The sequence below is a fragment of the Tepidanaerobacter sp. EBM-38 genome (assembly GCA_001896545.1).
Taxonomy (GTDB): Bacteria; Bacillota; Thermosediminibacteria; order Thermosediminibacterales; family Tepidanaerobacteraceae; genus Tepidanaerobacter.
This window is the reverse complement of record MPOT01000017.1, coordinates 1-24,450: the sequence shown is the minus strand read 5'-3', so window position 1 is coordinate 24,450 and position 24,450 is coordinate 1. Positions and strand designations below refer to the sequence as shown.

Genomic DNA, 24,450 nt, shown 5'->3' with positions numbered 1-24,450 from the left:
TTTTAGTTTAAATTTAAAATAACGAAGGTTTTTATACTTAAATATAGAAATTATATATTATATTTATATATGGTTACATTGATTATTTTGTACTTATTTTAAAAATATAATTCATCTTATACAGAGGCTTGATATGCAAATTGGTGTGGATATTATTGAAATAAATAGAATAAAAAAAGCTTGTCAAAGGAAGGCATTTGAGAAGCGTTTCTTTACTTGCAGGGAGCTTAGTGAAATAAACGGCAAAAAGAATTATTACATGCATCTTTCCGGAAAGTTTGCCGCAAAAGAAGCTGTGGTAAAAGCATTAGGCACTGGTTTTCGCAATATAAAATGGAAAGATATAGAAATTTTAAGTGACATATCTGGAAAACCGATAGTTGCTATAACAGGGAAAGCTCTAGAAATATTCAAGTCAAAGAACTTTAAAAGCATGCTTGTTACAATTTCGCACAGTAAGGAATATGCTATAGCTTTTGCTGTAGCACTTGGAGGTGCAGCAGATGAAAGCAGTAAGTCCCTCTACCATGAGGAAGATGGATCAAACAGCCGTTGAAACTTACGAAATTCCCGGAGTTGTTCTCATGGAAAATGCCGGTAGAGAGGTAGCGTTGGCTGTAAAGAATATGTGGGATTGTCAAAGAGAAGATAAAAGACCGGCAAACATGACAAAAATTGTATTATTCTGTGGTAAAGGCAACAATGGCGGTGATGGTTTTGTAGCTGCTCGGCACCTAGCTAATATGGGTTTTGACACAAATGTGTTTATTATAGCAAATCCAAGTAGCATAACAGGTGATGCAGCTATAAATTTGAAAATTGCAAAGAATATGGGCTTAAAGATAAAAGTCATTGATGAAGAAACAGATTTAAATACAGTAATGAAAATGACAAGCAATGCCTCAATCTTGGTCGATGCCATACTTGGCACAGGATTAAAGGGTGATGTGAGAGGTATTGCTCGTGATGTAATCGAAATGATTAACAAGCTAGAAATTCCGGTCATCGCCGTAGATATACCTTCAGGGATATGCGGCGAAACGGGGAAGGTGCTTGGAAATGCAGTGAAGGCTGAGCAGACGGTTACTATGGCTGCTCCTAAAATAGGTTTACTACTCTATCCCGGAGTTGAATATGTAGGTAAGTTAATTGTTGCCGATATAGGTATGCCGATAAATTTAATTGAATCTAATGAAGCTGAGGCTGAATTTCTGGATTACAAGTGGGTTTCGAGTTGTTTTAAAGAATATCCTCCTGATGCCCATAAAGGCACTTTCGGCAAAGTCTTTGTTATAGCTGCCTCATGTGGAATGACAGGAGCGGCGACTCTGTCGGCAGAAGCCGCGGTGAGAAGTGGAGCGGGTTTGGTAACAGTTGGAATTCCCGAAAGCCTGAACGACATCCTTGAGATAAAACTTACGGAAGCTATGACGATACCGCTTCCTGAAACGCCAGAACGCTGTATTAGCGTTGCTGCTCTTGATAAGGCATTACAGTTTGCAAACCAAAGTAAGGTTGTAGTCCTGGGACCGGGTCTTTCTACAAAAAATGAAACAAAACAATTCGTAAGGCAGTTTATTCTAAACTGTAAAGTGCCAATGGTTATCGATGCTGACGGCTTAAACGCTTTGGCAGAATATCCGGAGACCTTAAATAAAGCGCAAGCTCCGGTAATTATTACTCCACATCCAGGAGAGATAGCCCGACTTCTTTCTATAACCTCATCGGAAGTTCAACAGGACAGAATATCTTCTGTTAAGACAGCAGCCAAGAGGTTCGGCTGCACAGCAGTCTTAAAGGGTGCCAGGACTTTAGTTGCTACTTCCGAAGGAAAGCTGTTTATTAATCCTACGGGTAATGCCGGGATGGCTACTGGCGGCAGTGGTGATGTGCTTTCAGGTATAATTGGAGCTTTTTTAGCTCGCGGCATGAAACCTTATGAGGCTGCAGCAGCAGGTGTATACTTGCATGGCTTAGCCGGTGACCTTGCAGCCCGGGAAAAAGGAGAAATATGTCTTGCGGCCGGAGATATTATTGATTATTTGTATAAAGTAATAAAGGATATTAAGGAGTATAAAGATGCCCAAAGAACTTCTAAATATCAGACCTACTTGGGCTGAGATTAACTTAGATGATTTAAGACATAACTTAATGGAAATTAGAAGAATTACTTCAACCAACGCCAAATTATGTGCGATAATAAAGGCAGATGGATACGGACACGGAGCCGTAGAAGTTGCACAGACTGCTCTTTCTTGTGGAGCACATTATCTTGGAGTAGCATTTTTGGATGAGGCAGTAGAATTAAGAGAAAAGGGCATAAAAGCGCCCATCCTTATTTTGGGTTTTACACCTGAAAATCAATTTGATACAATAATAGAGCACGATATTACTCAGACCGTATATAGTCTAAAATCTGCAATTTTGCTTTCCGAAAAGGCTTTAAAGCGAAAGAAAAAAGCCAAAGTTCATATAAAACTTGATACGGGTATGAGCCGGATAGGTTTTCAAACGGATGCATCTTCTATTTCAGACATCAGAAAACTGTTTCAGCTTGAGGGCCTAAAAGTAGAAGGCATTTTTACTCATTTTGCAAAGGCAGATGAAAAAGATAGAACAGTTACTGAAGAACAATTTCGAATTTTTACTGAAGCGGTAAATACTATTGAAGCAAAAGACTACAAGATACCAATAAAGCATATTGCTAATAGTGCGGGTATTATAGAGTATCCAAATACACATCTTGATATGGTTCGACCAGGCATTATCCTTTACGGCATGTATCCTTCAGAGGAAATTACCAAAAGTAAAATCCATTTAAAACCCATACTGAGTTTAAAAACCCGAGTAGCTCATGTTAAATCATTGCCGAAGGGCAAAGCAATCAGCTATGGTGGAACATATATAACTGAAAGGCATACCCTTATTGCAACACTACCGGTGGGATATGCCGATGGCTACTCAAGACTGCTTTCGTCCCGAGCCCAGGTACTGATAAATGGGCAACGAGCTCCGGTTGTAGGACGTATTTGCATGGATCAATGCATGGTAGATGTTACTGACATACAAGGTGATGTAAAACCGAAAGATGAAGTTACATTAATTGGAGCCGATGGCAGCGAGAGAATCGAGGCTGAAGACATAGCAAAAATCATCGGGACTATAAATTATGAAATAACTTGTGGTATATCAAAAAGAGTGCCAAGGGTATATATTAGTAATGGTAAAATACAAAATATCAAAAATTTTTTGGTAAAATAGGTATATTTTTCTTGCCCAATTGACATAATTATATTGATATATATAATAAATTATGTACTTGCACGTTGCTTTAAAAATTTAGGGGGTGCCGGTATGGCGGAATTAAAACGCATTGTTGTTAGTTTGCCGGATAATTTATTAGAAGAGGTAGATTATTTCGTTGCTTTGGAAAATAGAAATCGCAGTGAATTTATTCGCGATGCAATGAAATTATATATTAAAGAAATGGAGAAGATAAGGATAAGGGAACAGTTAAAAGCCGGTTACATGCAGATGGCAGAATTAAACATAAAATTTGCAGAAATGGGGATATGTGAGGATTACAAAGACTTTGTACTATACGAAACAAGACTTTCGGGGTGTGAATAATGTGCTGGTTAGGCGTGGTGACATATTTTATGCAGACCTAAATCCGGTAGTCGGATCGGAACAGGGCGGCATTAGACCGGTATTGGTGGTACAAAACGATGTAGGAAATAAATACAGTCCTACTATTATTATTGCTGCAATTACTTCTCAGATCGATAAGGCAAAACTGCCCACACATGTAGAATTGCCAAGCAAGGATTATGGTCTTGAAAAGGATTCGGTAATTTTGCTTGAACAGCTTAGAACAATAGATAAGCGAAGGCTAAAAGAAAAGATTACAATTTTAGATCAGGATATAATGAAAAAAGTCGATGAAGCATTAAAAGTTAGCTTAGGCCTTGAGGAACTGTAATGAAAATACGAAGATAAGGCTTCCGTATTCCCTTAATGTAAACAGTTTTATTACTTTAACTGTCTACTTCAAGGAGAGCATTTCAATAAAATAGCGGGAGCCTTAATTTTTGTCAATCATTGTTAAATTAATAAACACGATTTTTATAAAAAAAAGAAGGATTATGTAATATTATTTAGAATATATAAAATGATAAAATATAGAGTGGCGCTTGGGGGATAAAGATGAAGACAAAGACAAAGACCCGGTTTTTTACGGAGCTTATGATGGCACTGTCTTTAATGATGGATTTAGATGAAAGCAGGAAACTCTATCACGCATGGAGGGTTGCAATTTTAGCTGAAAGAATGTCGCGAAAAATATTACCCGAATATAGAACTCAGATATTTTATGCAGGACTTTTGCATGATATAGGTGCAATATCTTTAAAGGAGCACGTGATTCACTACACGGATATAGAAGAACATTTTAAAAATCCCATACTGTTAAAACATAGTGAAAAGAGCGCTCAAATCGTAAGCGAAATAGGTCCGCTAACTATTGCGGCAAATATGATAATGGAGCACCATGAGTATTGGGACGGTAGAGGATACCCGAAAGGCCTAAAAGGCAACAATATAAACTTGGGAGCACAAATATTAAGAATTGCCGATACCTTTGATATTTTAGCTAGAGTAAAGCCGCCGCTGAATCTAAATGGAGTAAAAACTATTCTTTTCGCACGCAGAGGCTCGGAGTTTTCAGATTTAATATGTGAGCTAATGATTGCGACCCTGGAAGAGGGTAATTTTTTTGATGAAATCATGGATGAAAAAAGAGTTTCAGAAATGCTGCCGAAAGCTATGAGGGAGTTGCCTCCTTTTGACTTAACAACATGCAACATAGATATAAGAAATGCAGTCAAAGTGTTTGCTCAAGTCATTGATGCCAAGCACAGTTATACGGCAGGTCACTCGGAACGTGTAGCATTTTATACATATAGGCTTGCTAAGGGTATGGGTTTATTTGAGGAAACGGCTAAAAAATACGAGATAGCCGCATATTTACATGATGCAGGGAAAGTAGCAGTACCCAAGAGTATATTGGATAAACCCTCAGCCTTGACGCTGGAAGAGTTTAAGCTTATGAAAAGACATCCGGTGTATACAATGGAAATTATTAGCATGATAAGCGAACTAAAAGATTTGGTATCTGTGGCGGGAGGCCATCATGAAAGATACGACGGCAGAGGATATCCTGACGGTGCTAGTGGAGAAAATATTCCATTGGGTGCTCGAATAATGGCAGTAGCGGATTCCTTCGATGCAATGACGTCTTTTAGACCTTATCAAAAAACTAAGAGCAAGAATGAGGCTAAAAAGGAACTGATAAAAAATGCAGGAAGTCAGTTCGACCCTAAGATAGTCAAAGTTGCGGTAAAGGCATTATAAAGTATAAAATATAGAAGGGGAGTATATGAAATGCTGCCTCTTATAGGAATTACCATGTCTTTTGATTATGATAAAAATCAGGCTCAACTCGGTGAAAAATATTTTCATGCGGTACAATTAGCCGGAGGGTTACCGGTTGCAATACCGCCGATTCAAGATGAGACGGCCTTGAAAGCTTTGGTTGAAAAGCTTGACGGTATAATCTTATCTGGAGGTCCTGACATAGACCCTTCATATTATAATGAAAAACCAAGTACTAATCTAGGAGATGTAAATCCCTGCAGAGATACTGCTGAAATGTTTCTTGCCGATGAGATGCTAAGAGTCAAAAAGCCTTTATTGGGAATATGTAGGGGTATGCAAGTTTTAAATGTAGTTTTGGGTGGAACATTATTTCAGGATATCCCTACAGAGTTTAAACAGCCTTTAAAACATGTTCAGAGTGCACCTCGCTGGCATGGAAGCCATGAAATTGAAATTGTCGAAGAAGATTCTGCCATTTTTCAAATTTTAAGGCAAAAACACTTATGTGTAAATAGTTTCCACCATCAAGCGGTAAAAGAACCGGCAGCTAGCTGTAAAGTTTCTGCATTGGCTTCGGATGGAGTTGTCGAAGCCATAGAACTAAAGGAAGCTGATATGTTTTGTATTGGAGTTCAGTGGCACCCGGAGGAAATGATAAGGGATGCCGTATTTTTACGTATATTCGAATCCATGATAGATGCTGCAAAGCGGCGTTAAAACAAGTAAGCCGACGGTTGGAGGAGGATTATTGTGAAAATATATATTTCAACTGATATGGAGGGAATTTCCGGAATTACTTCTATGCATCAAATAAATTCCGGCGCACGTGAGTATGAAAGAGCAAGAAGGATGATGACAAGTGAGGTTAATGCCGTAATCGAAGCAGCCTTTGAAAACGGAGCAAAGGATATTGTCGTAAATGATGCCCATGGAGATATGGATAATATACTTATTGAAGAATTGGATTCTAGGGTTTCACTTATCAGTGGAAGCCTCAAACCGCTTAGTATGATGGAAGGTATTGATGAATCATTTGATGCGGTCTTTTTTGTCGGATATCACGCTCGAGCAGGAAGCAGTGAATCAATAATCGACCATACATATACTTTTCGCGTATTAGAGGCAAAGATAAATGGCAGGCCTGTAAGCGAAGCAGGATTAAACGGGCGACTGGCGGGGTATTATCATGTTCCGGTAGCTTTTGTGTCTGGAGATCAAAATGCCATAAGATGTGCTCGAGAGGAACTGAATGAACATGTGGGAGTGGCGGTGAAACATGCATTAGGGCGCACTGCTGCTGTGATTTATCCATTTAGTCGAGTTGAAGCTCGTTTAAAAGCAGGTGTGGCTGAAGCCATGAAAAAAATCCCATCATTTAAACCAACAGTGGAAAAAGACCCCGTGGAATTAGAGGTAACTTTTACCGTATCTGATATGTCGGCAATGGCGCAGCTTATACCGGGTGTAATGAAAAAAGATGCACGTACGGTAATTTATACAGGAAGAGATTACTTAGAAACTTACAAAGTATTTAGGGTTATGCTTGCCTTAACAAGTGGTATAATATGATAAGCAGGAGGAAAAACATGTTAGCTATTGTAAATGGTAAAATATATACTATGACCGGTAAGGTTATTGATAAAGGAAGCTTACTAATTGAAGACGGCAAGATAAAGGAAGTTGGCCAAGTAGTAGAGATTCCTAAAAATGCCGATGTAATTGATGCGTCCGGGAAATACGTTTTTCCTGGTTTTATAGATGCTCACAGCCATATAGGCATTTTTGAAGAAGGAGTAGGCGATATAGGGGAAGAAGGTAATGAATGCACCAATCCTGTGACACCTCAACTTAGAGCTATTGATGCAATAAATCCCGGTGACCAGGCCTTTAAGGATGCAATAATGGGAGGCATCACATGTGCCTTCACAGGCCCCGGAAGTGCTAATGTTATCGGTGGACAGTCTATTATTATAAAGACATATGGGAAAATTATAGACAAAATGGTTGTAAAAGAGCCTGCAGGCTTAAAAATCGCATTTGGGGAAAATCCCAAAAGGGTATATGGTGAGCAGAAAAAAATGCCTGCCACCCGGATGGCAACGGCAGCTTTGCTCAGGGAAGCTTTGGTAAATGCTCAAAACTATAAAACAAAATACCAAAAGAGCTTAAACGATCCGGATAAAGTAGTTGAAAGAGACCTTAAAATGGAGATTTTATGTGATGTTCTTGATAAAAAGCTTCCATTAAGAGCACATGCTCATAGAGCAGATGATATAATGACTGCTGTGAGAATTGCCAAAGAATTTGATGTGGATATGGTTATTGAACATTGTACAGAAGGTCATTTGATAGCTGATGAATTAGCAGAATTAGGTATTCCTGCAGTGGTAGGTCCTTCGTTTTCATCTCGTTCAAAGGTAGAACTTAGAAACCTGAGTTTTACCACACCGGGAATCCTAGCAGATAAAGGTGTAAAAGTAGCCATAATGACCGATCATCCGGTTATACCAATACAATACTTACCTGTTTGTGCCGCCTTGGCAGTGCGTGAGGGCATGAAGGAAGAAGATGCTTTGGCAGCTATTACTATCAATGCAGCTGAAATTTTAGGCATTGCACAACGCCTTGGCAGTCTTGAGAAAGATAAGGATGCCGATGTAGTAATATGGAACGGATATCCGCTTGACATAAAATCTAAACCCCATTGCGTCATAGTTAACGGTGAAATAGTCTATGAAGAGGGCTGCTGATTTAGTCAAGTTTTCTTTCAATTTATTGTATTATATTTTGTGATATAATAATTTTACAAATAATTTTTAGCGGATAAAATTAGGATGAGCACAATGGAAAAAGTCTTTGAAACAAAAAATGTTGAGCAAACAGAAAAGCTAGGAGTATCGCTGGGAAAACTTCTTTCCAAAGGGGACTTTTTGGCTCTAACCGGAGATTTAGGTGCGGGCAAAACGGCTTTTACTCGAGGTATATCAAAGGGATTAGGCATAGACCACCCCGTTACAAGTCCCACTTTTACTATAATAAATGAATACCATGGTCCTGTTGCCCTTGCACACATGGATGCATATAGACTTAAAACTCTCGAAGAGCTTGAAAATATTGGGTTTGATGATTATCTAGAAGATTTTATTATTGTTATGGAATGGGCCGACAAAGTAAAGGAAATGCTGCCTGATGATGTATTATGGATAGATTTCAAAGTTGTGGGAGAAAACCGCAGGCAAATAAGATTTACAACAAAAAGTCCTCGTTATGACAGGATTATTCAGGAGCTGAGCATATGACACGGATTTTAGGAATCGATTCATCTTCAATTGTAGCGACTGCAGCCGTATTAAGCGAAAAAAAGCTTTTCTCAGAGTATATTGTAAATAATAAGAAGACCCATTCGGAAAAAATGATGGCAATCGTTGACCAAGTGCTGAAAGATTCAGGGTTAACCATAAATGACATAGATGCAATAGCGGTGGCTAAAGGGCCGGGGTCATTTACAGGAATCCGCATAGGCATGGCCTGTGTTCAAGGCATGGCACATGCCTTGAACAAGCCTTTGATAGGAGTTAATACCCTTGATGGTTTGGCATATAATCTTATGGGCACAAAAGATTTACTGTGCCCAGTGATTAATGCTCAGCGGCAGGAAGTTTATACATCTCTTTACCGTTGGGAAGACTGCAAGCTTAAAAGGCTTTGGGACTATAAATTGATTAAAGCTGATACGCTGCTTGAAGAACTTTTAGGCATTAATGAAAATATAGTGGTTTTGGGCGATGGTTTACCGATATTAGAGGATTCATTGAAAAACAGAGGAAACCAGGCAGAAGAAAATATCATTTCCGCCCACCCCGTATTTTCTATGCCTCGTGCTTCATCAATAGCAGCAGCAGCTTTGCAGGAATATATCCATGGGAATATACAAGATTGCTTTTCAATAAAACCTTTCTATATACGAAAATCCAATGCCGAGGAGAAATGGGAGGAGCATCATGGAGCAAAGAGCCGATGATGATTTAACCGTAGAGGTTATGAAAATGAAGGATCTGGATGATGTAATGGAAGTTGAACGTCAATGTTTCACAACGCCTTGGTCCCGATATTCCTTCGCATGTGAACTTACCGATAATCAATTTTCCCATTACATTGTAGTAAGGCATATTGGTAAAGTTATAGGCTATGCCGGTATGTGGATAATACTAGACGAGGCTCATGTTACCAATGTAGGGGTTCTGCCCGAATATCGTGGAAAGGGCATTGGAGAGCTGCTGATGCGTTCGCTTATGGCAGTGGCGAAAAACCACGGAGCCACAAAAATGACCCTTGAAGTCCGTAAAACCAATTATATAGCTCAAAACTTATATTCCAAACTTGGCTTTGAACCGGTGGGAATCCGACGGGGATATTATATAGACGATGGCGAAGATGCGATTATAATGTGGAAAGATTCACTTTAAAGGTTTTATTGGTATTCCTCCTACAAATGCATAATCAGGCACATCCCTGTTAACCAATGAACAGGCTGAAACAGTCGAACCATTGCCGATAATAACTCCCGGCAATACGGTGACATTAGCACCGATCGTCACATCCTTTCCTATAACAACTTTTCCTTTTCCCCATTCTTTTACCATATACTCATGTGCCAATATGGTTGAGTTATACCCGATTATGGTATTATCTCCGATTTCTATGAGCTCAGGAAAGAATATGTCAAACATGGCCATTAATCCTATTGACACGTTTTTCCCCACCTTCATTCCGGTGAGCCTATACATGGAATTTTTCAACGGAAGGAAAGGCACAAACCTTGCCGTATAAATCACTATAAAATTAAACACCGCTCTTAACGGATTAACTGTTTTATACCAAAACCACAGAGAATTAATTGGTTCTGTTCGGTGTCTTTCTACTCTACGCATAGAACCCTCCGCTAGTTATTATTTAAAATAAATTTAAGCTTGCATGAGCATTTAGAGTGAAATCATGCTTAATTCCCCGGAGAAAACGATAATAACCTGCACAAGCTATCATAGCAGCATTATCTGTGCACAGTATCATAGGCGGAAATTGAATCCTAAATTCCCCGCCGGCTCTATTGGTCAATTCATCCCTTAAGCGACTGTTAGCAGCAACACCGCCGGCCAGGGCAATTGTTTTAACGTTTTTTGCCCTTGCGGCCTTTAAGGTGTTTTCTACTAAGGCATCAACCACAGCCTTTTGAAAGCTGGCTGCCACATCCTCTACTATTATAGGCAAGTCTTTTTGCTTTTGGTGATTTAAATAATTCAAAACCGCAGATTTTAGTCCGCTGAAACTAAAAGATAAGTTGTCTTCCTTAAAATGGGCCACAGGAAAAGATATAGCCGATTCATTACCCAATCTTGCAGTTTTATCAATAAGCGGACCTCCGGGATACCCTAAACCTAAAGCACGGGCTATCTTATCGAAGGCTTCGCCGGCTGCATCATCAACGGTCCTTCCCATAAGTTCATAATCACCATAATCATTTACATAAATTAGATGGGAATGACCTCCTGACACTACAAGGCACAAAAAAGGCGGAGCGAAATCGTTTTCCAAGAAATTTGCAAAAATATGCCCTTCAATGTGATTTACGCCTACCAACGGCTTTTCAAGAGCATAAGCCAGACCCTTCGCATAGGATACCCCTACCAGCAGTGCGCCGACCAAACCGGGACCGTGGGTTACCGCTACTAAATCCACATCATCAAAGCCGATGCCGGCATCTTCTACGGACTTTTGAGCTACATGGGTTATGGCTTCCAGATGCTGCCTTGAGGCAATTTCAGGAACTACACCGCCAAATTTCTGATGCTGTTTAATCTGAGAAAAAATAGTATTAGATAATATTTTCCTACCGTCTTTTACCATTGACACCGAAGTTTCATCACAAGATGTTTCAATGCCTAATGTAATAAAATTTTCTTTCAAAAATATCGCTCCTTCTAACCCTCATAATCCAACTGCTCATATAAATGTTCCAAATCGCTAATTACTTGGTTGTATGCTGTATTGACCTTTTGGGAATTTTCCGGATTGCTGTATACTTCCGGCTGGCACAGCATATGTTCAAGCTCTTCCAGTTCCTTTTCCTTTTCCAAGATACTTTCTTCTAACTGCTTAAGTTGTCTTTGCTCTTGCTTTCTTTTTTCACGCTCTTGTCGCTCCCGAAGCTTGACCTTACGAAGCAATGTCTTATTCTCTTTATTTTCAGGAATGACCTGCTTTTTACTCTCGTTTTTTTTCTCTAAATAGTAGTTGAAATTACCATTAAAATCTATAATATTGCCATTGTCAAATTCCCAAATACGAGTTGCGATTTTCATTAGAAAATAGCGGTCATGAGAAACGGCGATAATAGTTCCCTTAAAAGCCTTCAGAGCATCTTCTAGCTTTTCTTTTGACAATATATCAAGATGATTTGTAGGTTCATCCAATAAAAGAAGATTTGCCCCTTGAAGAATTGCCTTGCCTAAAGCAACCCGGCTTTTTTCTCCACCGCTAAGTACCCCTATATTCTTTTCTACATCATCATCAAAAAACAATAAACTGGCAAGAAAGGTTCTAATTTCTGTTAAACTAAGACCTGGCGCAGAATTCCATACTTCATCCAATATTGTGGCATCAGGAGAAAAGTCCTGCTGCTCTTGGTCAAAATATACCGGTTCAACATTATGACCAAAATGTATGAAACCCTCCTGCGGTTCAAGCTCACCTGCCAGTATCTTCAAAAGAGTGGATTTTCCTATGCCATTAGGGCCGATTATGCCTATGCGCTCACCTCGAAACACTTTTAAATTTAGATCATTCACTATACTTTTATCTTCATAGGAGAAGCCCAGATTTTCAATCTGGAGCACTTCTTTTCCGCTGGTTTCTTGAATATCAAATTTCAGCCTAACTGGAGAACTGCTGTTTTTTACAATAGATTTCGGCAGCAGCTCCTCCAGCCTTTTTCTCCGACTTTCTGCTTGAACATAATTCCTGTGCGAGATAAAGGTTTGAATATTGCTTTCAAGCTTTTCGATTTCCTTTTGCCTAATTTCCTCATGTTTTTGTAGAACTTTTGTCAATGCATGTTTTTTATTCACATAATCAGAGTAGTTGCCGGTATAAACAGAGATATGGTTATTTTCTAATTCAAAAATCTTACCGACTATATTATCAAGAAAATACCGGTCGTGCGACACCACCAGCAGAGCCTTCGGGTAATCTTTTAAAAATGTTTCCAGCCATTGAATTGACTCTAAATCCAGATAATTAGTAGGTTCGTCTAAAAGTAAAAGGTCAGGAGATTCTAAAAGAATCTGACCTAAAGCAAGACGTGTTTTTTGACCGCCGCTCAGGTTTGAAATCTGTGCATCGGCATCGTTAAAACCTAAACCATTTAGAATTCCCCGTATACGACTCTGTATTTCAAATCCGCCATTTGCTTTAAAATCTTCAAAGAGTATGGAGTATTGATGCATCAAACCATCTAAACGTGCCTCATTCTCATAAACCTTCGGGGAGGACATCAAAGCTTCGAGTTTATGCAGTTCCTTCTCCTGATTTTGCTGTTCTTGAAATATAGACGAAAGGACCTCGCCAACAGTTTGATGGACTTGAAAATTAACACCTTGAGCCAGATACCCAATCTTGATACTGCGGTCTATATAAATGTTACCACTGTCATAGGTCATTTGCCCTGCAAGTATTTTGAGTAAAGTAGATTTGCCGGTGCCGTTGAGACCTACCAACCCTATTTTATCCTTTTCTTCAATTAAAAAATTAATATCTTCCAGAATGGTATCTATACCAAAACTTTTATTTAAATTTGAGACATTTACGATAGCCATTTATATCACCAAATATACTATTGATTATAATGCAGAAAGCTGGATGGTGAATATGACACCACCTAATTATAAATTCAAACAATGTTCACCAAAACCATAAGTATATGTTAACACAACCTTAATATAATTGACAATAAAAGTTACGCAAATAGAGAAACACGATTTTACTGTAAAAAGTCAATTTTGACCTAAAATATGAACACCCTGTTTTTACTATAATAAGGCATACCATATGTTGACCATAAATTTATAAAAAATAAGTTTCTGCGGTAGAATCAAATATATATAAATAAAAGAAAATAAAAAATAAAGAAGGATTTTGGTTAAATTAATCGAAGTAAATAACCATAAAATAGAATCACGCAAGCAGCTTAACACAAACAAATTAAAGAGGTGAAAATTATTAAATGAGAGAGGTAAATGCAAAGGTAATTCAACAGACTGTTAAAGAATTATTTTTAGAGGCAAATTATGTAATCGGAAAAGACATTTTGGATAAGTTGCGGCAGCAGTATGAAACAGAAGAATCACCCATAGGAAAATCAGTACTTAACCAGATAATTAAAAATGACGAAATAGCTGCGGAAGAAAAAATAGCACTATGTCAGGATACGGGTATGGCAGTTGTTTTTATAGAACTAGGCCAAGAAGTGGCAGTGGTAGGTGGGGATTTTAATGATGCCATAAATCAGGGGGTTAAACAGGCCTATACCAAAGGGTATCTGCGCAAATCAGTTGTAAACGATCCTTTGTTTGACAGAGTGAATACAAAATACAATATACCAGCCATAACACATATAACTATAGTGCCGGGTGATAAAATAACGATTAACGTAACTGCTAAAGGATTTGGCAGTGAGAATATGAGCAGAATAAAGATGTTAAAACCTGCTGATGGCATACAAGGTGTTAAGGACTTTATTGTAAAGACTGCCGTTGAGGCAGGGCCTAATCCGTGCCCTCCGATTATTTTAGGTGTAGGCATCGGGGGGACGATGGAAATGGCGGCAATTTTAGCAAAAAAAGCTACAACAAGGTCCGTTGGGGAGCATAACAGTGATGTGAGATACGCAAGGCTTGAAGATGAAATTCTAAATGAAATAAACAAATCCGGCATAGGCCCGGCAGGGTTGGGAGGCAGGACTACGGCACTTTCGGTAAACATTGAATACTTTCCCACACATATTGCCGGTCTTCCTGTAGCGGTAAATATTTGCTGTCATGCAGCAAGACATGCACAAAGGGTTATATAAAGCAAGGAGGGAAGGAAATGGAAAACAATATTAGGATAGAAACGCCTGTCACTGATGAAGAGATTAGAAAACTAAAGGCCGGAGATAATGTTTTAATAACCGGAGTGATTTATACAGCAAGAGATGCAGCTCACAAGCGACTGATAGAACTTATAAATCGTGGGGAAAAGCTGCCTATTGACCCAAAAGGCCAGATTATATACTATGTAGGTCCGGCACCGGCAAAACCGGGATATGTAGTAGGACCGGCAGGTCCTACCACAAGCTACCGAATGGATTCCTATACACCGCCTTTGTTGGAGCTGGGACTAAAAGGCATGATTGGAAAAGGCCTAAGGTCCAAAGAAGTAATTAATGCCATGAAAGAACATGGCGCAGTATATTTTGGAGCCGTAGGCGGAGCCGCAGCTCTGATTTCTAAGAGTATTAAAAAAGCCGAAGTCGTTTGTTACGAGGACTTAGGCGCCGAGGCCATACATAGATTTTATGTGGAAGATTTTCCTGCAATAGTCGTCATAGATTCCTATGGCAATAATCTTTATGAAAGTGAACCCCCGAAATACAGAATTCAGTAGCAAGTTCAATTGTCTTAAATAAAAAACAGAGGAGGCTTACCAATATGGATTTAAAACAAGAGGCACTGCAACTTCATATGAAGCATCAAGGTAAGATAGAAGTAATCAGCAAAGTTCCGCTAAAAAATTCAAGAGATTTAAGTCTTGCTTATACACCGGGTGTAGCCGAGCCGTGCAAAAAAATAAAGGAAAATCCGGATTCTGTATATGAATATACGGCTAAAGGACGCATGGTTGCGGTAGTTACCGATGGCTCGGCTGTGCTGGGTTTAGGTAATATCGGAGCTGAGGCCGGTATGCCTGTGATGGAAGGAAAGGCTGTTCTCTTTAAAAACTTTGGCGGGGTGGATGCTTTTCCTATATGCCTTGATACACAAGACGTAAACGAAATAGTGGATACTATAAAACATATAGCCCCAACTTTTGGAGGAATTAACCTGGAAGACATATCAGCTCCCAGATGCTTTGAAGTTGAGAAGAGATTAAAACAAGAACTTGATATTCCGGTGTTCCATGACGATCAACATGGTACAGCCGTTGTGGTTTTAGCGGCCATTATCAATGCTCTTAAAATAGTTAAAAAAGACATAAAGGATGTTAAAGTTGTCATAAGTGGAGCAGGAGCCGCCGGCGTGGCCATATCTAAACTGCTGCTTTCAGCGGGAGTTTTTGATGTTGTGGTTTGCGACAGTAAGGGTATAGTGTCAAGGGATAGAACAGATTTAAATGAGAGCAAACAGGAATTAGCTGATATTTCAAACAAGCAGGGTTTAAGTGGAGATATTTCTTGTGCCCTAAAGGACAGCGATATATTTATCGGAGTATCTGGCCCGGGTACTGTTACTAAAGATATGATAAAAACCATGGCAAAAGATGCCATAATATTTGCACTGGCTAATCCGGTGCCTGAAATATACCCGGATGAGGCTAAGCAAGCCGGGGCAAAAGTAGTGGGAACGGGGCGTTCGGATTTTCCCAACCAAATAAACAATGTTCTCGCATTTCCGGGTATTTTTCGTGGAGCCCTAGAGGTAAGGGCTTCTGATATAAATGAAGAAATGAAACTTGCAGCTTCATATGCCATAGCTTCTCTTATAACACCTGAGGAACTGTCATCGGAATACTGTATTCCAGGTGCATTTGACAAAAGAGTAGCGGCTCATGTAGCCTGCGAAGTAGCAAAAGCAGCTATGAAGTCACAAGTTGCAAAAATTAAAATTGATGCCGAAGAGCTTAAAGCATTAATGATGAAACAATAAAACATTCTAATTTGAAGGGCAACACATAAACCCTGCAGGGATAAAATTCTGCAGGGTTTATGCATGATGTGTAATTAAATTGCAGTTTAAATTTTAAATTAAAGTCGTTTTATGTTATATACTTTTGCTCTAGTGTTACTACATAATTGGAGGCTTGGCACCAGCATGGAAAATCAATTATCCGCTTTAGTATGCCTTTTATGTGGATTAGGCGGGATTTTATTACTGGCTACTATCGCTTTTAAGCATCTTTACAAGAATTGTTGCGGCTTGTGCACGAGTAACATCGGTTTTTGGCTTGAAGTTGCCATTGTCAGCCGATAGAAGTTTAAGGCCCATAGCTATAGTGGCATGACCTTTATACTCAGGTTTTATAGAAGCACTATCCTTTGCAATGTCTTTATAAATATCAGATAGACATGCAACCTTTTCCAGACCCATAGCTCTTACAACAAAAGCCGCTGCTTTTTCACGGGAAAGGAATCTTTTAATATCAACCTCACCTGGTTTTACCCAACCCAATTTTAAAGCTACATCGACATATTTTTGAATTTCTTCGCCGGATTCTGACTTGGCAACAGGCTGCAATTCCATGTCATCGGATATTCCTTGATTTTTAGCTATTAATAAAAGCTTGATAAATTCACCTTCGGTGATGCTTTTATCAGGGTAAAATTTGTCTTCTGCAGATTTAATAACACCAAGGTCTATTAAAAGTTGAATATCATTTTCAGCCCAGTGACCTTTAATGTCGGTAAAAATTGTTTTAACATCTTCTTCAATAGGTCTACCTTTATAGTCTAAAGGCTTGAAATCAGAGGCATCGAAGGTATATGATTTGGCGGTTTTAGGTCTGTAGACCAGTCTGTAGCTATTAGTATCATCCTTCGGGTTGTATATAGATGCATAAACCAATTCTAGCCCTATATCTTTTAAGAAACGAGCTTCTGCATCGGATTTTGCTAAGATTCCATCTGTACTGGGAAAATCTCTTTCATGCCATTGCATACGGTAGCTGGTTATATTGCCGCTTTGTGCATCTACAGTTAAGTTAAATCCGTTAGCAGTATAAGGAATTCCGTTAACTATTCGCGTATAGGTAAAGTTGTGTTCACGTATTTTTTCTAGCTCATCTACTCTTTCGTTTACTTCTTCTAACTTTACTTCTTTAAAACGTTCCGGCTGGATTTTCTCTAAAAACTCTTCAGCCTTCTTTTGGGCGGCTGTTCTATCATAATTTTGCTTAAATTCCTTTGGCTGATTACTATAATCGTAAAAATCAAAACTTAGCAGCTCTGAAGTTACTGCATTGACCCGAGCGTAAATTGATCCGCCTTCTCCGTTGTCATCGCTTTTTTCCCAACTGATACTCCAAACTTTCTGGTCAGGGTTATCATAGTCCTCATATAGATTTGCCCAACTTTGTTTATAATCATTGGGAATGGAAATGTATTTCTTGACAATATTTACAGCGGCATCTTTTGATATGCAATTTTTTGTAATTTCGACTTCTTTTGCCTCCGCAGGCGTGAAATCGGAATCCATCGCCTTTTGTGCTTCGCCGGCTCCCATGTTGTAATTATCGTAGTACACATCATTAATCAGTTCTCCCGTTATCGCATCGATTAAAAATCTTTGGGAGCTAAGGGTATAAACGAGCTTAATATTTTCCTCCCGGGTTCTGTAGTCGTAATATCGCTGGTAAATCAGCTTTAGTCCTTCTTTATCACTAAAAATTTTTTCTGCATCTTCTGGCGAAATCACCTTTTCAGCAGATGGTAAAGGTTCCCAAGACCAATTAAAGGAATAGCTTACAACTTCACCTGTATGTGCATCTACATTAATGTAAATGCCATCGTTTTCAACAGGTATATTGCTTTCTATACGGGTAAAATTAAAGAAATAGCTGTCATCGTAATCTTTGACACTTAAAGGATAAATGATTTCTTCGCGGTTAATCAATTTAGTTTTGGCAAATTCCAAAGGCTGTAATTTTTCGGCAAAGGTTTTGGCTATTTCTATAGCCTGCTCCCTGCTGTATTTAGGAATAGCCGAAGTTTTTCTGTCAGGATCATAGCCTTTGTACATGTACATATTTAAGATATTGCCGGTTTCCGCATCAATACTTGCACTTAAGCTGCCATATGGTGCTTTTGATTTGGACCAGTATAATTCCCAGACCTTTTTGTTACCGTCATTTTCATTGTAATTTATATTGAATCGGTCATAGATAGTTGTATCGAATATTTTTTTAATCTTTTCTATCGCTTTTTCCTGGGAAATACTCGTGTCAGCCAAAGCAATAGCAGGGCTGACAATTGAGAAAGCAAAAGTCAATACTAAAACTAAAGATAATAATTTTTTCATTTTTAATTCAGTCCTCCTCTATTTTTTAAGCTATATGCTAGGAACTCTGAAAGGAATATAGAAATAACTATCACCCCCTAAATACTTCTTTGTGCCTTTATTATATTTGACGGCTATTTAGAAAAAAAGTTCCCAATTAATTGTAATACATTTCAAGGCAATAAATTTCAGCAACTTTAAATCTACAAAAGTAGTAAAATTGACCAAAAAATTAAATAGCGGTATAATCTTTTTAGACAGTTATAAAAAGACAAGAGTAGTAATGTTATGCTATATAAACCTTAAAAATCGGGAGTGAATTTCTTGAATAACGAAATCTTAGCCGATATTAAAAAATATCCCATTATAGGGGCCATAAGAGATATTGATGATGTGGATATGGCTCTGTCCAGAAAACCCAAGTGCATTTTTTTACTTACGGGAAGTATTTTAAACATAAAGTACGTGGTTCACTGCATAAAAAAAGCAGGGAAGAGGGCATTTTTGCATATTGACCTTGTCGAAGGAATAAGCAAGGACAGTGAAGGAACCAAGTATATTGTAGAGGAAATCAGGCCAGATGGCATCATCACAACAAGAAGCAATTTAGCTCTTAGTGCACGCAGGATGGGAATTTTCACCATACAACGAGTATTTATCCTCGATAGCCTTGCAGTGGATACGGCTGTCAGGACCATTGATCAAGTAGAACCTGATGCAGTTGAAATTTTGCCGGGAGTATTAACCAAGACGCTAAAAAGAATTTCAGAAAGAGTGAGAACACCTTTAATAGCGGGAGGACTTATCGAAACTGAAGAAGAAGTAAAAAATGCGTTGGCTTCGGGTGCCATTGCCATTTCAACTACGAGAAAAAGTTTATGGGATATGGACTTATCATAAAAAAATAAAAAGGGGTGAAAAAATGGTTTTAAGTAATACCGAGCTAACATTAAGACTGATAATGTCGATTGTGCTGGGCGGAATTGTAGGCCTTGAAAGGGAAAGCACAAATAAACCGGCAGGTTTTAGAACTCATATTCTGGTCTGTATGGGTTCTGCTATAATTATGCTCACATCAATATTCATTTTTACCCAGTTTCAAGGCAAGACTAATCTAGACCCGGGGAGAATACCGGCACAAGTTGTAAGCGGTATAGGCTTTCTTGGCGCAGGCACTATTATCAGAGAAGGAGCTACCGTTAAAGGCCTTACTACCGCTGCCAGTTTATGGGCTGTATCGGCAATTGGCTTGGCGATTGGAGCTGGCTTTTATTATGGCGCTGCTTTAGCTACAGTGTTGATACTTATAACACTTGTAACCTTTAATAAATTAGACCAGATAATCATCCAAAGAAAGTTTTTACAATCACTCTTTGTAGTTATAGAAGATAACCCGGGTCAGTTGGGTAGGGTAGGGTCATGCTTGGGTGAGATGAATATCAGTATTAAAAATATTAAAATGGAAACCATCGAAGAAAATAAGTTGCAGATAACTTTAATGATACCCAAAATTAATAAATTGGAATTTGAAGAAATTAAGCAAAAGCTAAAAGAAATAGATGGAGTATATGATATAACAGCAGAATTTGACTAATCATCGTCAAAATAAGATTCAAAAAAGCTTTCCCTATCAACAGAATAAATAAATGCCAGTATCTCTGCTACGGCTTGATAGAGTTCAAGAGGAATTTCCTGCCCTACTTCAAGTTGAACCAATGCTTCCACTAAAGCCGGGTCCTTGTATATTGCTATATTATGCTCTTGTGCAAGTTCTAAAATTTTTTCTGCAATTATACCTTTTCCGGAAGCGATGATTTTCGGAGCATTATCTTCGGCGCTATTATATTTGAGTGCGGTTGCTTTTTTCTTTATAAAATCAGGTGATTTTTCAGTCATGGTATTTTTAGCTCACCTCTTTAAAATATCAAACCATGAGATTTATTCCTGTCGGCATGGGCTGTTCTTTAATTTCGCCAAAGAAGAAATCATCAACAGATACCTTGCCGACTTTAAGTTTTATGCTTTTAATTAAACTGCTAGCGCTCTTATTCATACTTAAAACCCTTTTAGCCGCATCTAAGGCTTTTTTATCTTCAAAGGTGGATGATGCCGTTATTTTTCCGTTGGCATATACCAAGTCAATAAGCACAGCTCCTAGGTTTTTTGTATTGATAATAAAACTAAGGCATATATGATGCGCCTGTGTATTATCACGAGAAGAGAAGTTGTGAGGAACCTTTAGGTATATATTATGATATATAGGCACAGGTACTGTATAAAAGCAAATACTATTACTTCCATCTTCATTATATATGAAGTTTAAAGCTTTTAATGCCAAGTAATCTTTTATGATATCTGCCCCGGTTCGATTATGTATTGCAGTTTTATGTAAAGTAGAAGTTCCATCTTTAAGTGCTACAAATTCTTGAAGTTGTTCTAAAACCTGGTCTTCAAAAGAGATAGAGTCGCTATTTATGTAATTTGACAGTGCTTTATGGAATAATAAATTTTGAGATTGAGAGGATAATTCTCTTTCCAAGGCCAATGAAGATTCCTGACTATCATTATTGTTTACAACATGCCTTAGTAAATCCATAATAAGTGTCAGACGTTCTTTTTTTATGGGCAGGTTAAGTTTTGCTAAAAGTTTTAATGCAGCATTGGTTTCTAAGGTTTGAGGCATGTTAAACGGCATTGAAGGTCTTGATGTGACTTCTTCCGACTCTCCTTTTGCTTCATATTGCACAACTTTAAATACGATTTGTGATGCTGAAGATTCAACTAGTTTTAATTTAAGAAAATCGCCTATATTCAGATCGAGTAAGCAGTGCGCAAAAACCTCATCACCACAAATGTTTACAATATACCCGTTTTCGGTTTTTTGTACTATATGAGCATTTATCACATCTTGAGGTTTAAAACTTCCACCCATATCAGGGGTTTTGGGTAAATAGATTTTCATGGGAACACCTCACAAGACCAAGTCTAAATTGCAATATTTATTTGATTATATCATAATAAATAAATAATAAAAAACCTGCAGCAAAAAGCCCAAATTTTAAGATAGGATTTTACTGTTTATAATACGTAACTATAATGCTATATAATAGAAATGAAAAAAACTTTTTATTAACATACGAACTATATATTCAACAATTAAATACATTGTTCGTTTTTATATTGACAAGAAGTGCTTACTTTGTTAAGATATTTTACGTACGAGCAAAACGCTATAGTTCTTTTAAAAACAAATCATATCAACTAATTGAAGGCACAATTTATGAGGAGGCTTTTATAATGAAGGAGGATATCTCTATTCCAAATGGGTCAAGTAGTTGGCTTGAAAGGAGATTCGAGCTAACAAAAAATGGGACAAATCCAAAAACGGAAATCCTAGCAGGCCTAACTACTTTTGTGACAATGGCGTATATACTCTTTGTAAATCCCATTACATTAGAAGCGGCAGGGATGGACAAAGGTGCGGTATTTATGGCCACTGCTCTTGCATCGGCTCTTACTACACTATTAATGGGTCTATATGCTAACTATCCTTTTGCCCTGGCTCCGGGCATGGGCTTGAATGCTTATTTTGCCTATGTTATGGTCGGCAGTGTGGGACTTTCTTGGCAGGCAGCTCTGGGAGCCGTATTTATTTCCGGCATTATTGGAATCATAGTAACACTTACAGGACTTAGGGAACTTCTGATTAATGCAATACCAATGCCTTTAAAACACGCTATGGGTGCAGGAATCGGAATGTTCATAGCATTTATAGGTCTTAAAAATGCAGGTATTATAGTTGCAAGTGAGGCTACGTATTTAGATTTGGGCAATCTTGCAGAACCCGGGCCTTTGCTGGCTGTCATAGGCCTTGTCATAATGGCAATTTTAACAGCTAGGAGAGTAAAAGGCGGTATTTTACTAGGCATTATAATAACGACCATCATTGGTATTCCAATGGGTATAACAAAATTTCCTTCAAGCATAATATCACTTCCGCCAAGTCTTGCGCCAACTTTATTCAAACTGAACATTAGAGAGGTTATGCAGATATCTTTATTCCCTGTGGTATTTTCGCTGTTTTTTACAGACATGTTTGACTCTATCGGCACATTTGTCGGTGTTGCGAGCCGTACCGGAATGATTGATAAAGAGGGTAAACTAGAGCGTGGAAATAAAGCACTGTTTGTAGACTTTATCGGAACAGTTTTAGGTTCCCTGATGGGCACAAGTACAATAACAACTTATGTAGAGTCAACTGCTGGAGTAAGTGAAGGCGGAAGGACCGGACTTACGGCGGTAGTTGTGGCAATAATGTTTGCGGCAAGCATTATTTTTTCGCCTATTGCCTTGGCCGTTCCTGGTGAAGCAGTAGCTCCTGCACTAATCTTAGTTGGTGTGTTTATGTCCAGCAGCTTAAATAAGATAAATTTCAACGATTTCTATGAAGCATTTCCTGCTTTTCTGACTATTATAATGATGCCATTTTCATTCAGCATCTCATTTGGTCTTGCCATAGGATTCGTAGCATATGTGGCGGTAATGCTATTAGGTGGAAGAGGCAAAGAAGTGCATTGGATAATGTATGCTCTTGCTGTCATATTCATACTCTACTTTGCAGTTATAAGATAATATATCAGAATTGGTTTTGACATAAAAATCAGAGTTGCTTAAAAAAGATTCCTGCATCAAAAAAAAGATGCAGGAATCTTTTTTTGCTTTTTAGGGGGATTTGACTTACTTTTGAATATGTTTGTGCTATAATAACATTAAGTAAAAGTGGCCCGAAATGAGGTAATACAATGGAAAATAAATGGAAATACAGGACGACAATTAAATCGCAATCATTTTTGTATGTAGAGATAAAAAAAGCTGCAAAGCTTGTTTTACAAGGGCAGGATGAATATCAAATCCGAAATAAATCACTTTATGACAATATATTCCAGGTAAATACTGATGCCAGAAAAGCAGAAATTGCATCAGCTGTTATAACTAGACTAAATGCACTGGATAGATTCTTCATAGAAAAGTTAGTAAATTCTGACATACAAACAAGTAAGCTCATAGCAATATATTCTATAATGAAAACTGATAGGCTGTTTTTTGAATTTATGAATGAAGTATATAAAGATAAAATCATACTTGGGGATAGATTCATTTTGGACAAGGACTTTAATATATTTTTTGACAGAAAAAAGGAGCAAAGTGCTAAGGTGGCATCCTGGGCGGATTATACCTTTTATAAGCTTAAGCAGGTAATTTCAAGGATTCTGACCGAATCCGGCCTTGTTAAAAATAAAGGTAAAAAAATAGAAATAGTAAGACCAATTATAGAACATTCTGTCGTAGATCATTTAAAAGAAATAGGAGATACTGTATATCTTGATATCTTATTAGGTAAACTGGATTAAATATTGCGATCGAAAGGAGGCAGGCTGTGGCTACAACAAAAGAAAGACTTGATAAAATACTTCCTGCAATAACCAAAAAATCTTTTAGGGAAAACAAAGGTCTTGGAAATGAGATTGGGTACTATATTTTTGACTATGAACCTCAACATGAGATGTTGGTAAGGGATTATATCAATTTTTTAAAGGACAAAGTAAATAGTGGGAACTATGGATTTAAAATAAAAGAATTCGATTTATATGAAATAATGTTAGAAATTCTTGACTCAAAAGGATATCTCGAAAAAAATTTCGAAATGGAA

General features: G+C 38.0%; 25 protein-coding genes and 1 pseudogene. 20 read left to right on the top strand and 6 right to left on the bottom strand.

Features of this window, described 5'->3' with window-relative positions; genetic code table 11:
• Positions 1-133: 133 nt before the first annotated feature.
• The 12 genes from acpS (at position 134) to rimI (ending at position 9,902) form a co-directional block, all read left to right on the top strand.
• Positions 134-556, top strand: coding sequence for a holo-ACP synthase (gene acpS / locus BUC45_RS01045; RefSeq protein WP_296969559.1), 423 nt, complete (start codon positions 134-136; stop codon positions 554-556).
• Positions 504-2,120 carry an NAD(P)H-hydrate dehydratase gene (locus BUC45_RS01040; protein ID WP_296969556.1) on the top strand — a complete coding sequence of 539 codons (1,617 nt, stop codon included), beginning with the start codon at positions 504-506 and terminating at the stop codon, positions 2,118-2,120. The genes acpS and BUC45_RS01040 overlap by 53 nt, the downstream gene beginning before the upstream one ends.
• On the top strand, positions 2,080-3,261 hold the full coding sequence (alr, locus tag BUC45_RS01035; RefSeq protein WP_296969553.1) for an alanine racemase: 1,182 nt from the start codon (positions 2,080-2,082) through the stop codon (positions 3,259-3,261). The genes BUC45_RS01040 and alr overlap by 41 nt, the downstream gene beginning before the upstream one ends.
• A 93-nt stretch (positions 3,262-3,354) precedes the next feature.
• The gene (locus BUC45_RS01030; protein WP_013777605.1) at positions 3,355-3,630 is read left to right on the top strand and encodes a ribbon-helix-helix protein, CopG family; all 276 of its coding nucleotides are present in this window, start codon (positions 3,355-3,357) and stop codon (positions 3,628-3,630) included.
• Position 3,631: 1 nt separating this feature from the next.
• Entirely contained in the window at positions 3,632-3,982 is a 351-nt protein-coding gene (locus BUC45_RS01025) for a type II toxin-antitoxin system PemK/MazF family toxin (protein ID WP_296969550.1), read from the top strand.
• A gap of 224 nt (positions 3,983-4,206) precedes the next feature.
• Positions 4,207-5,412, top strand: a complete 1,206-nt coding sequence (locus BUC45_RS01020; protein WP_296969547.1) for an HD-GYP domain-containing protein — start codon at positions 4,207-4,209, stop codon at positions 5,410-5,412.
• 30 nt (positions 5,413-5,442) lie between these two features.
• A complete protein-coding gene (locus BUC45_RS01015; RefSeq protein WP_296969545.1) occupies positions 5,443-6,153 on the top strand; it encodes a gamma-glutamyl-gamma-aminobutyrate hydrolase family protein in 711 nt (236 codons plus the stop codon).
• Between the two features lie 33 nt (positions 6,154-6,186).
• The gene (locus tag BUC45_RS01010; protein ID WP_296969542.1) at positions 6,187-7,005 is read left to right on the top strand and encodes a M55 family metallopeptidase; all 819 of its coding nucleotides are present in this window, start codon (positions 6,187-6,189) and stop codon (positions 7,003-7,005) included.
• 17 nt (positions 7,006-7,022) lie between these two features.
• Complete coding sequence (locus BUC45_RS01005; protein ID WP_296969540.1) at positions 7,023-8,186, top strand: amidohydrolase; 1,164 nt, start codon at positions 7,023-7,025, stop codon at positions 8,184-8,186.
• Between the two features lie 93 nt (positions 8,187-8,279).
• Positions 8,280-8,735, top strand: coding sequence for a tRNA (adenosine(37)-N6)-threonylcarbamoyltransferase complex ATPase subunit type 1 TsaE (gene tsaE, locus BUC45_RS01000; RefSeq protein WP_013777611.1), 456 nt, complete (start codon positions 8,280-8,282; stop codon positions 8,733-8,735).
• Positions 8,732-9,457, top strand: a complete 726-nt coding sequence (tsaB, locus tag BUC45_RS00995; protein ID WP_013777612.1) for a tRNA (adenosine(37)-N6)-threonylcarbamoyltransferase complex dimerization subunit type 1 TsaB — start codon at positions 8,732-8,734, stop codon at positions 9,455-9,457. The genes tsaE and tsaB overlap by 4 nt, the downstream gene beginning before the upstream one ends.
• Positions 9,438-9,902 (top strand): ribosomal protein S18-alanine N-acetyltransferase, encoded by a 465-nt coding sequence (rimI, locus tag BUC45_RS00990; protein WP_296969537.1) that lies wholly within the window; start codon positions 9,438-9,440, stop codon positions 9,900-9,902. Before tsaB ends, rimI begins: the two co-directional genes overlap by 20 nt.
• Here the strand turns inward: rimI and BUC45_RS00985 are convergent.
• The 3 genes from BUC45_RS00985 to BUC45_RS00975 are packed head-to-tail and all read right to left on the bottom strand — an operon-like array spanning position 9,894 to position 13,307.
• Positions 9,894-10,367 (bottom strand): acyltransferase, encoded by a 474-nt coding sequence (locus BUC45_RS00985; RefSeq protein ID WP_296969534.1) that lies wholly within the window; start codon positions 10,365-10,367, stop codon positions 9,894-9,896. The two genes, rimI and BUC45_RS00985, sit on opposite strands and share 9 nt — an antisense overlap.
• A gap of 22 nt (positions 10,368-10,389) precedes the next feature.
• Positions 10,390-11,400 carry a tRNA (adenosine(37)-N6)-threonylcarbamoyltransferase complex transferase subunit TsaD gene (gene tsaD, locus BUC45_RS00980; protein ID WP_296969531.1) on the bottom strand — a complete coding sequence of 337 codons (1,011 nt, stop codon included), beginning with the start codon at positions 11,398-11,400 and terminating at the stop codon, positions 10,390-10,392.
• 14 nt (positions 11,401-11,414) lie between these two features.
• Entirely contained in the window at positions 11,415-13,307 is a 1,893-nt protein-coding gene (locus tag BUC45_RS00975) for an ATP-binding cassette domain-containing protein (RefSeq protein WP_296969529.1), read from the bottom strand.
• A gap of 407 nt (positions 13,308-13,714) precedes the next feature.
• On the opposite strand from BUC45_RS00975, the gene BUC45_RS00970 reads away from it, so the two are divergent.
• From BUC45_RS00970 to BUC45_RS00960, 3 genes are read left to right on the top strand one after another with little or no spacing between them, the layout of a single operon-like run.
• Positions 13,715-14,560, top strand: coding sequence for a fumarate hydratase (locus tag BUC45_RS00970; protein ID WP_296969526.1), 846 nt, complete (start codon positions 13,715-13,717; stop codon positions 14,558-14,560).
• A 17-nt stretch (positions 14,561-14,577) separates the two neighbouring features.
• Positions 14,578-15,135, top strand: a complete 558-nt coding sequence (locus BUC45_RS00965) for a Fe-S-containing hydro-lyase (RefSeq protein ID WP_296969523.1) — start codon at positions 14,578-14,580, stop codon at positions 15,133-15,135.
• A 44-nt stretch (positions 15,136-15,179) separates the two neighbouring features.
• Positions 15,180-16,394 carry a malic enzyme-like NAD(P)-binding protein gene (locus tag BUC45_RS00960; protein WP_296969521.1) on the top strand — a complete coding sequence of 405 codons (1,215 nt, stop codon included), beginning with the start codon at positions 15,180-15,182 and terminating at the stop codon, positions 16,392-16,394.
• 222 nt (positions 16,395-16,616) lie between these two features.
• On the opposite strand, the gene BUC45_RS00955 is transcribed toward BUC45_RS00960, so the two are convergent.
• Positions 16,617-18,761 carry a YcdB/YcdC domain-containing protein gene (locus BUC45_RS00955; protein WP_296969519.1) on the bottom strand — a complete coding sequence of 715 codons (2,145 nt, stop codon included), beginning with the start codon at positions 18,759-18,761 and terminating at the stop codon, positions 16,617-16,619.
• A 303-nt stretch (positions 18,762-19,064) separates the two neighbouring features.
• Here BUC45_RS00955 and BUC45_RS00950 point away from each other — a divergent pair, with 303 nt between their 5' ends.
• On the top strand, positions 19,065-19,640 hold the full coding sequence (locus BUC45_RS00950; RefSeq protein ID WP_013777622.1) for a glycerol-3-phosphate responsive antiterminator: 576 nt from the start codon (positions 19,065-19,067) through the stop codon (positions 19,638-19,640).
• A gap of 22 nt (positions 19,641-19,662) precedes the next feature.
• The gene (locus BUC45_RS00945; RefSeq protein ID WP_013777623.1) at positions 19,663-20,334 is read left to right on the top strand and encodes an MgtC/SapB family protein; all 672 of its coding nucleotides are present in this window, start codon (positions 19,663-19,665) and stop codon (positions 20,332-20,334) included.
• On the opposite strand, the gene BUC45_RS00940 is transcribed toward BUC45_RS00945, so the two are convergent.
• Positions 20,331-20,636 (bottom strand): EscU/YscU/HrcU family type III secretion system export apparatus switch protein, encoded by a 306-nt coding sequence (locus tag BUC45_RS00940; RefSeq protein WP_013777624.1) that lies wholly within the window; start codon positions 20,634-20,636, stop codon positions 20,331-20,333. The genes BUC45_RS00945 and BUC45_RS00940 overlap by 4 nt on opposite strands.
• A 28-nt stretch (positions 20,637-20,664) precedes the next feature.
• Complete coding sequence (locus BUC45_RS00935) at positions 20,665-21,702, bottom strand: hypothetical protein (RefSeq protein WP_296969517.1); 1,038 nt, start codon at positions 21,700-21,702, stop codon at positions 20,665-20,667.
• A 335-nt stretch (positions 21,703-22,037) separates the two neighbouring features.
• On the opposite strand from BUC45_RS00935, the gene BUC45_RS00930 reads away from it, so the two are divergent.
• The 3 genes and pseudogenes from BUC45_RS00930 to BUC45_RS00920 all read left to right on the top strand — a co-directional run.
• Positions 22,038-23,372 (top strand): NCS2 family permease, encoded by a 1,335-nt coding sequence (locus tag BUC45_RS00930; protein WP_296969514.1) that lies wholly within the window; start codon positions 22,038-22,040, stop codon positions 23,370-23,372.
• A gap of 170 nt (positions 23,373-23,542) precedes the next feature.
• Entirely contained in the window at positions 23,543-24,151 is a 609-nt protein-coding gene (locus BUC45_RS00925) for a DUF1819 family protein (RefSeq protein ID WP_013777642.1), read from the top strand.
• Positions 24,152-24,177: 26 nt separating this feature from the next.
• A pseudogene (locus BUC45_RS00920) lies at positions 24,178-24,450 on the top strand (DUF1788 domain-containing protein); the annotation flags it as partial.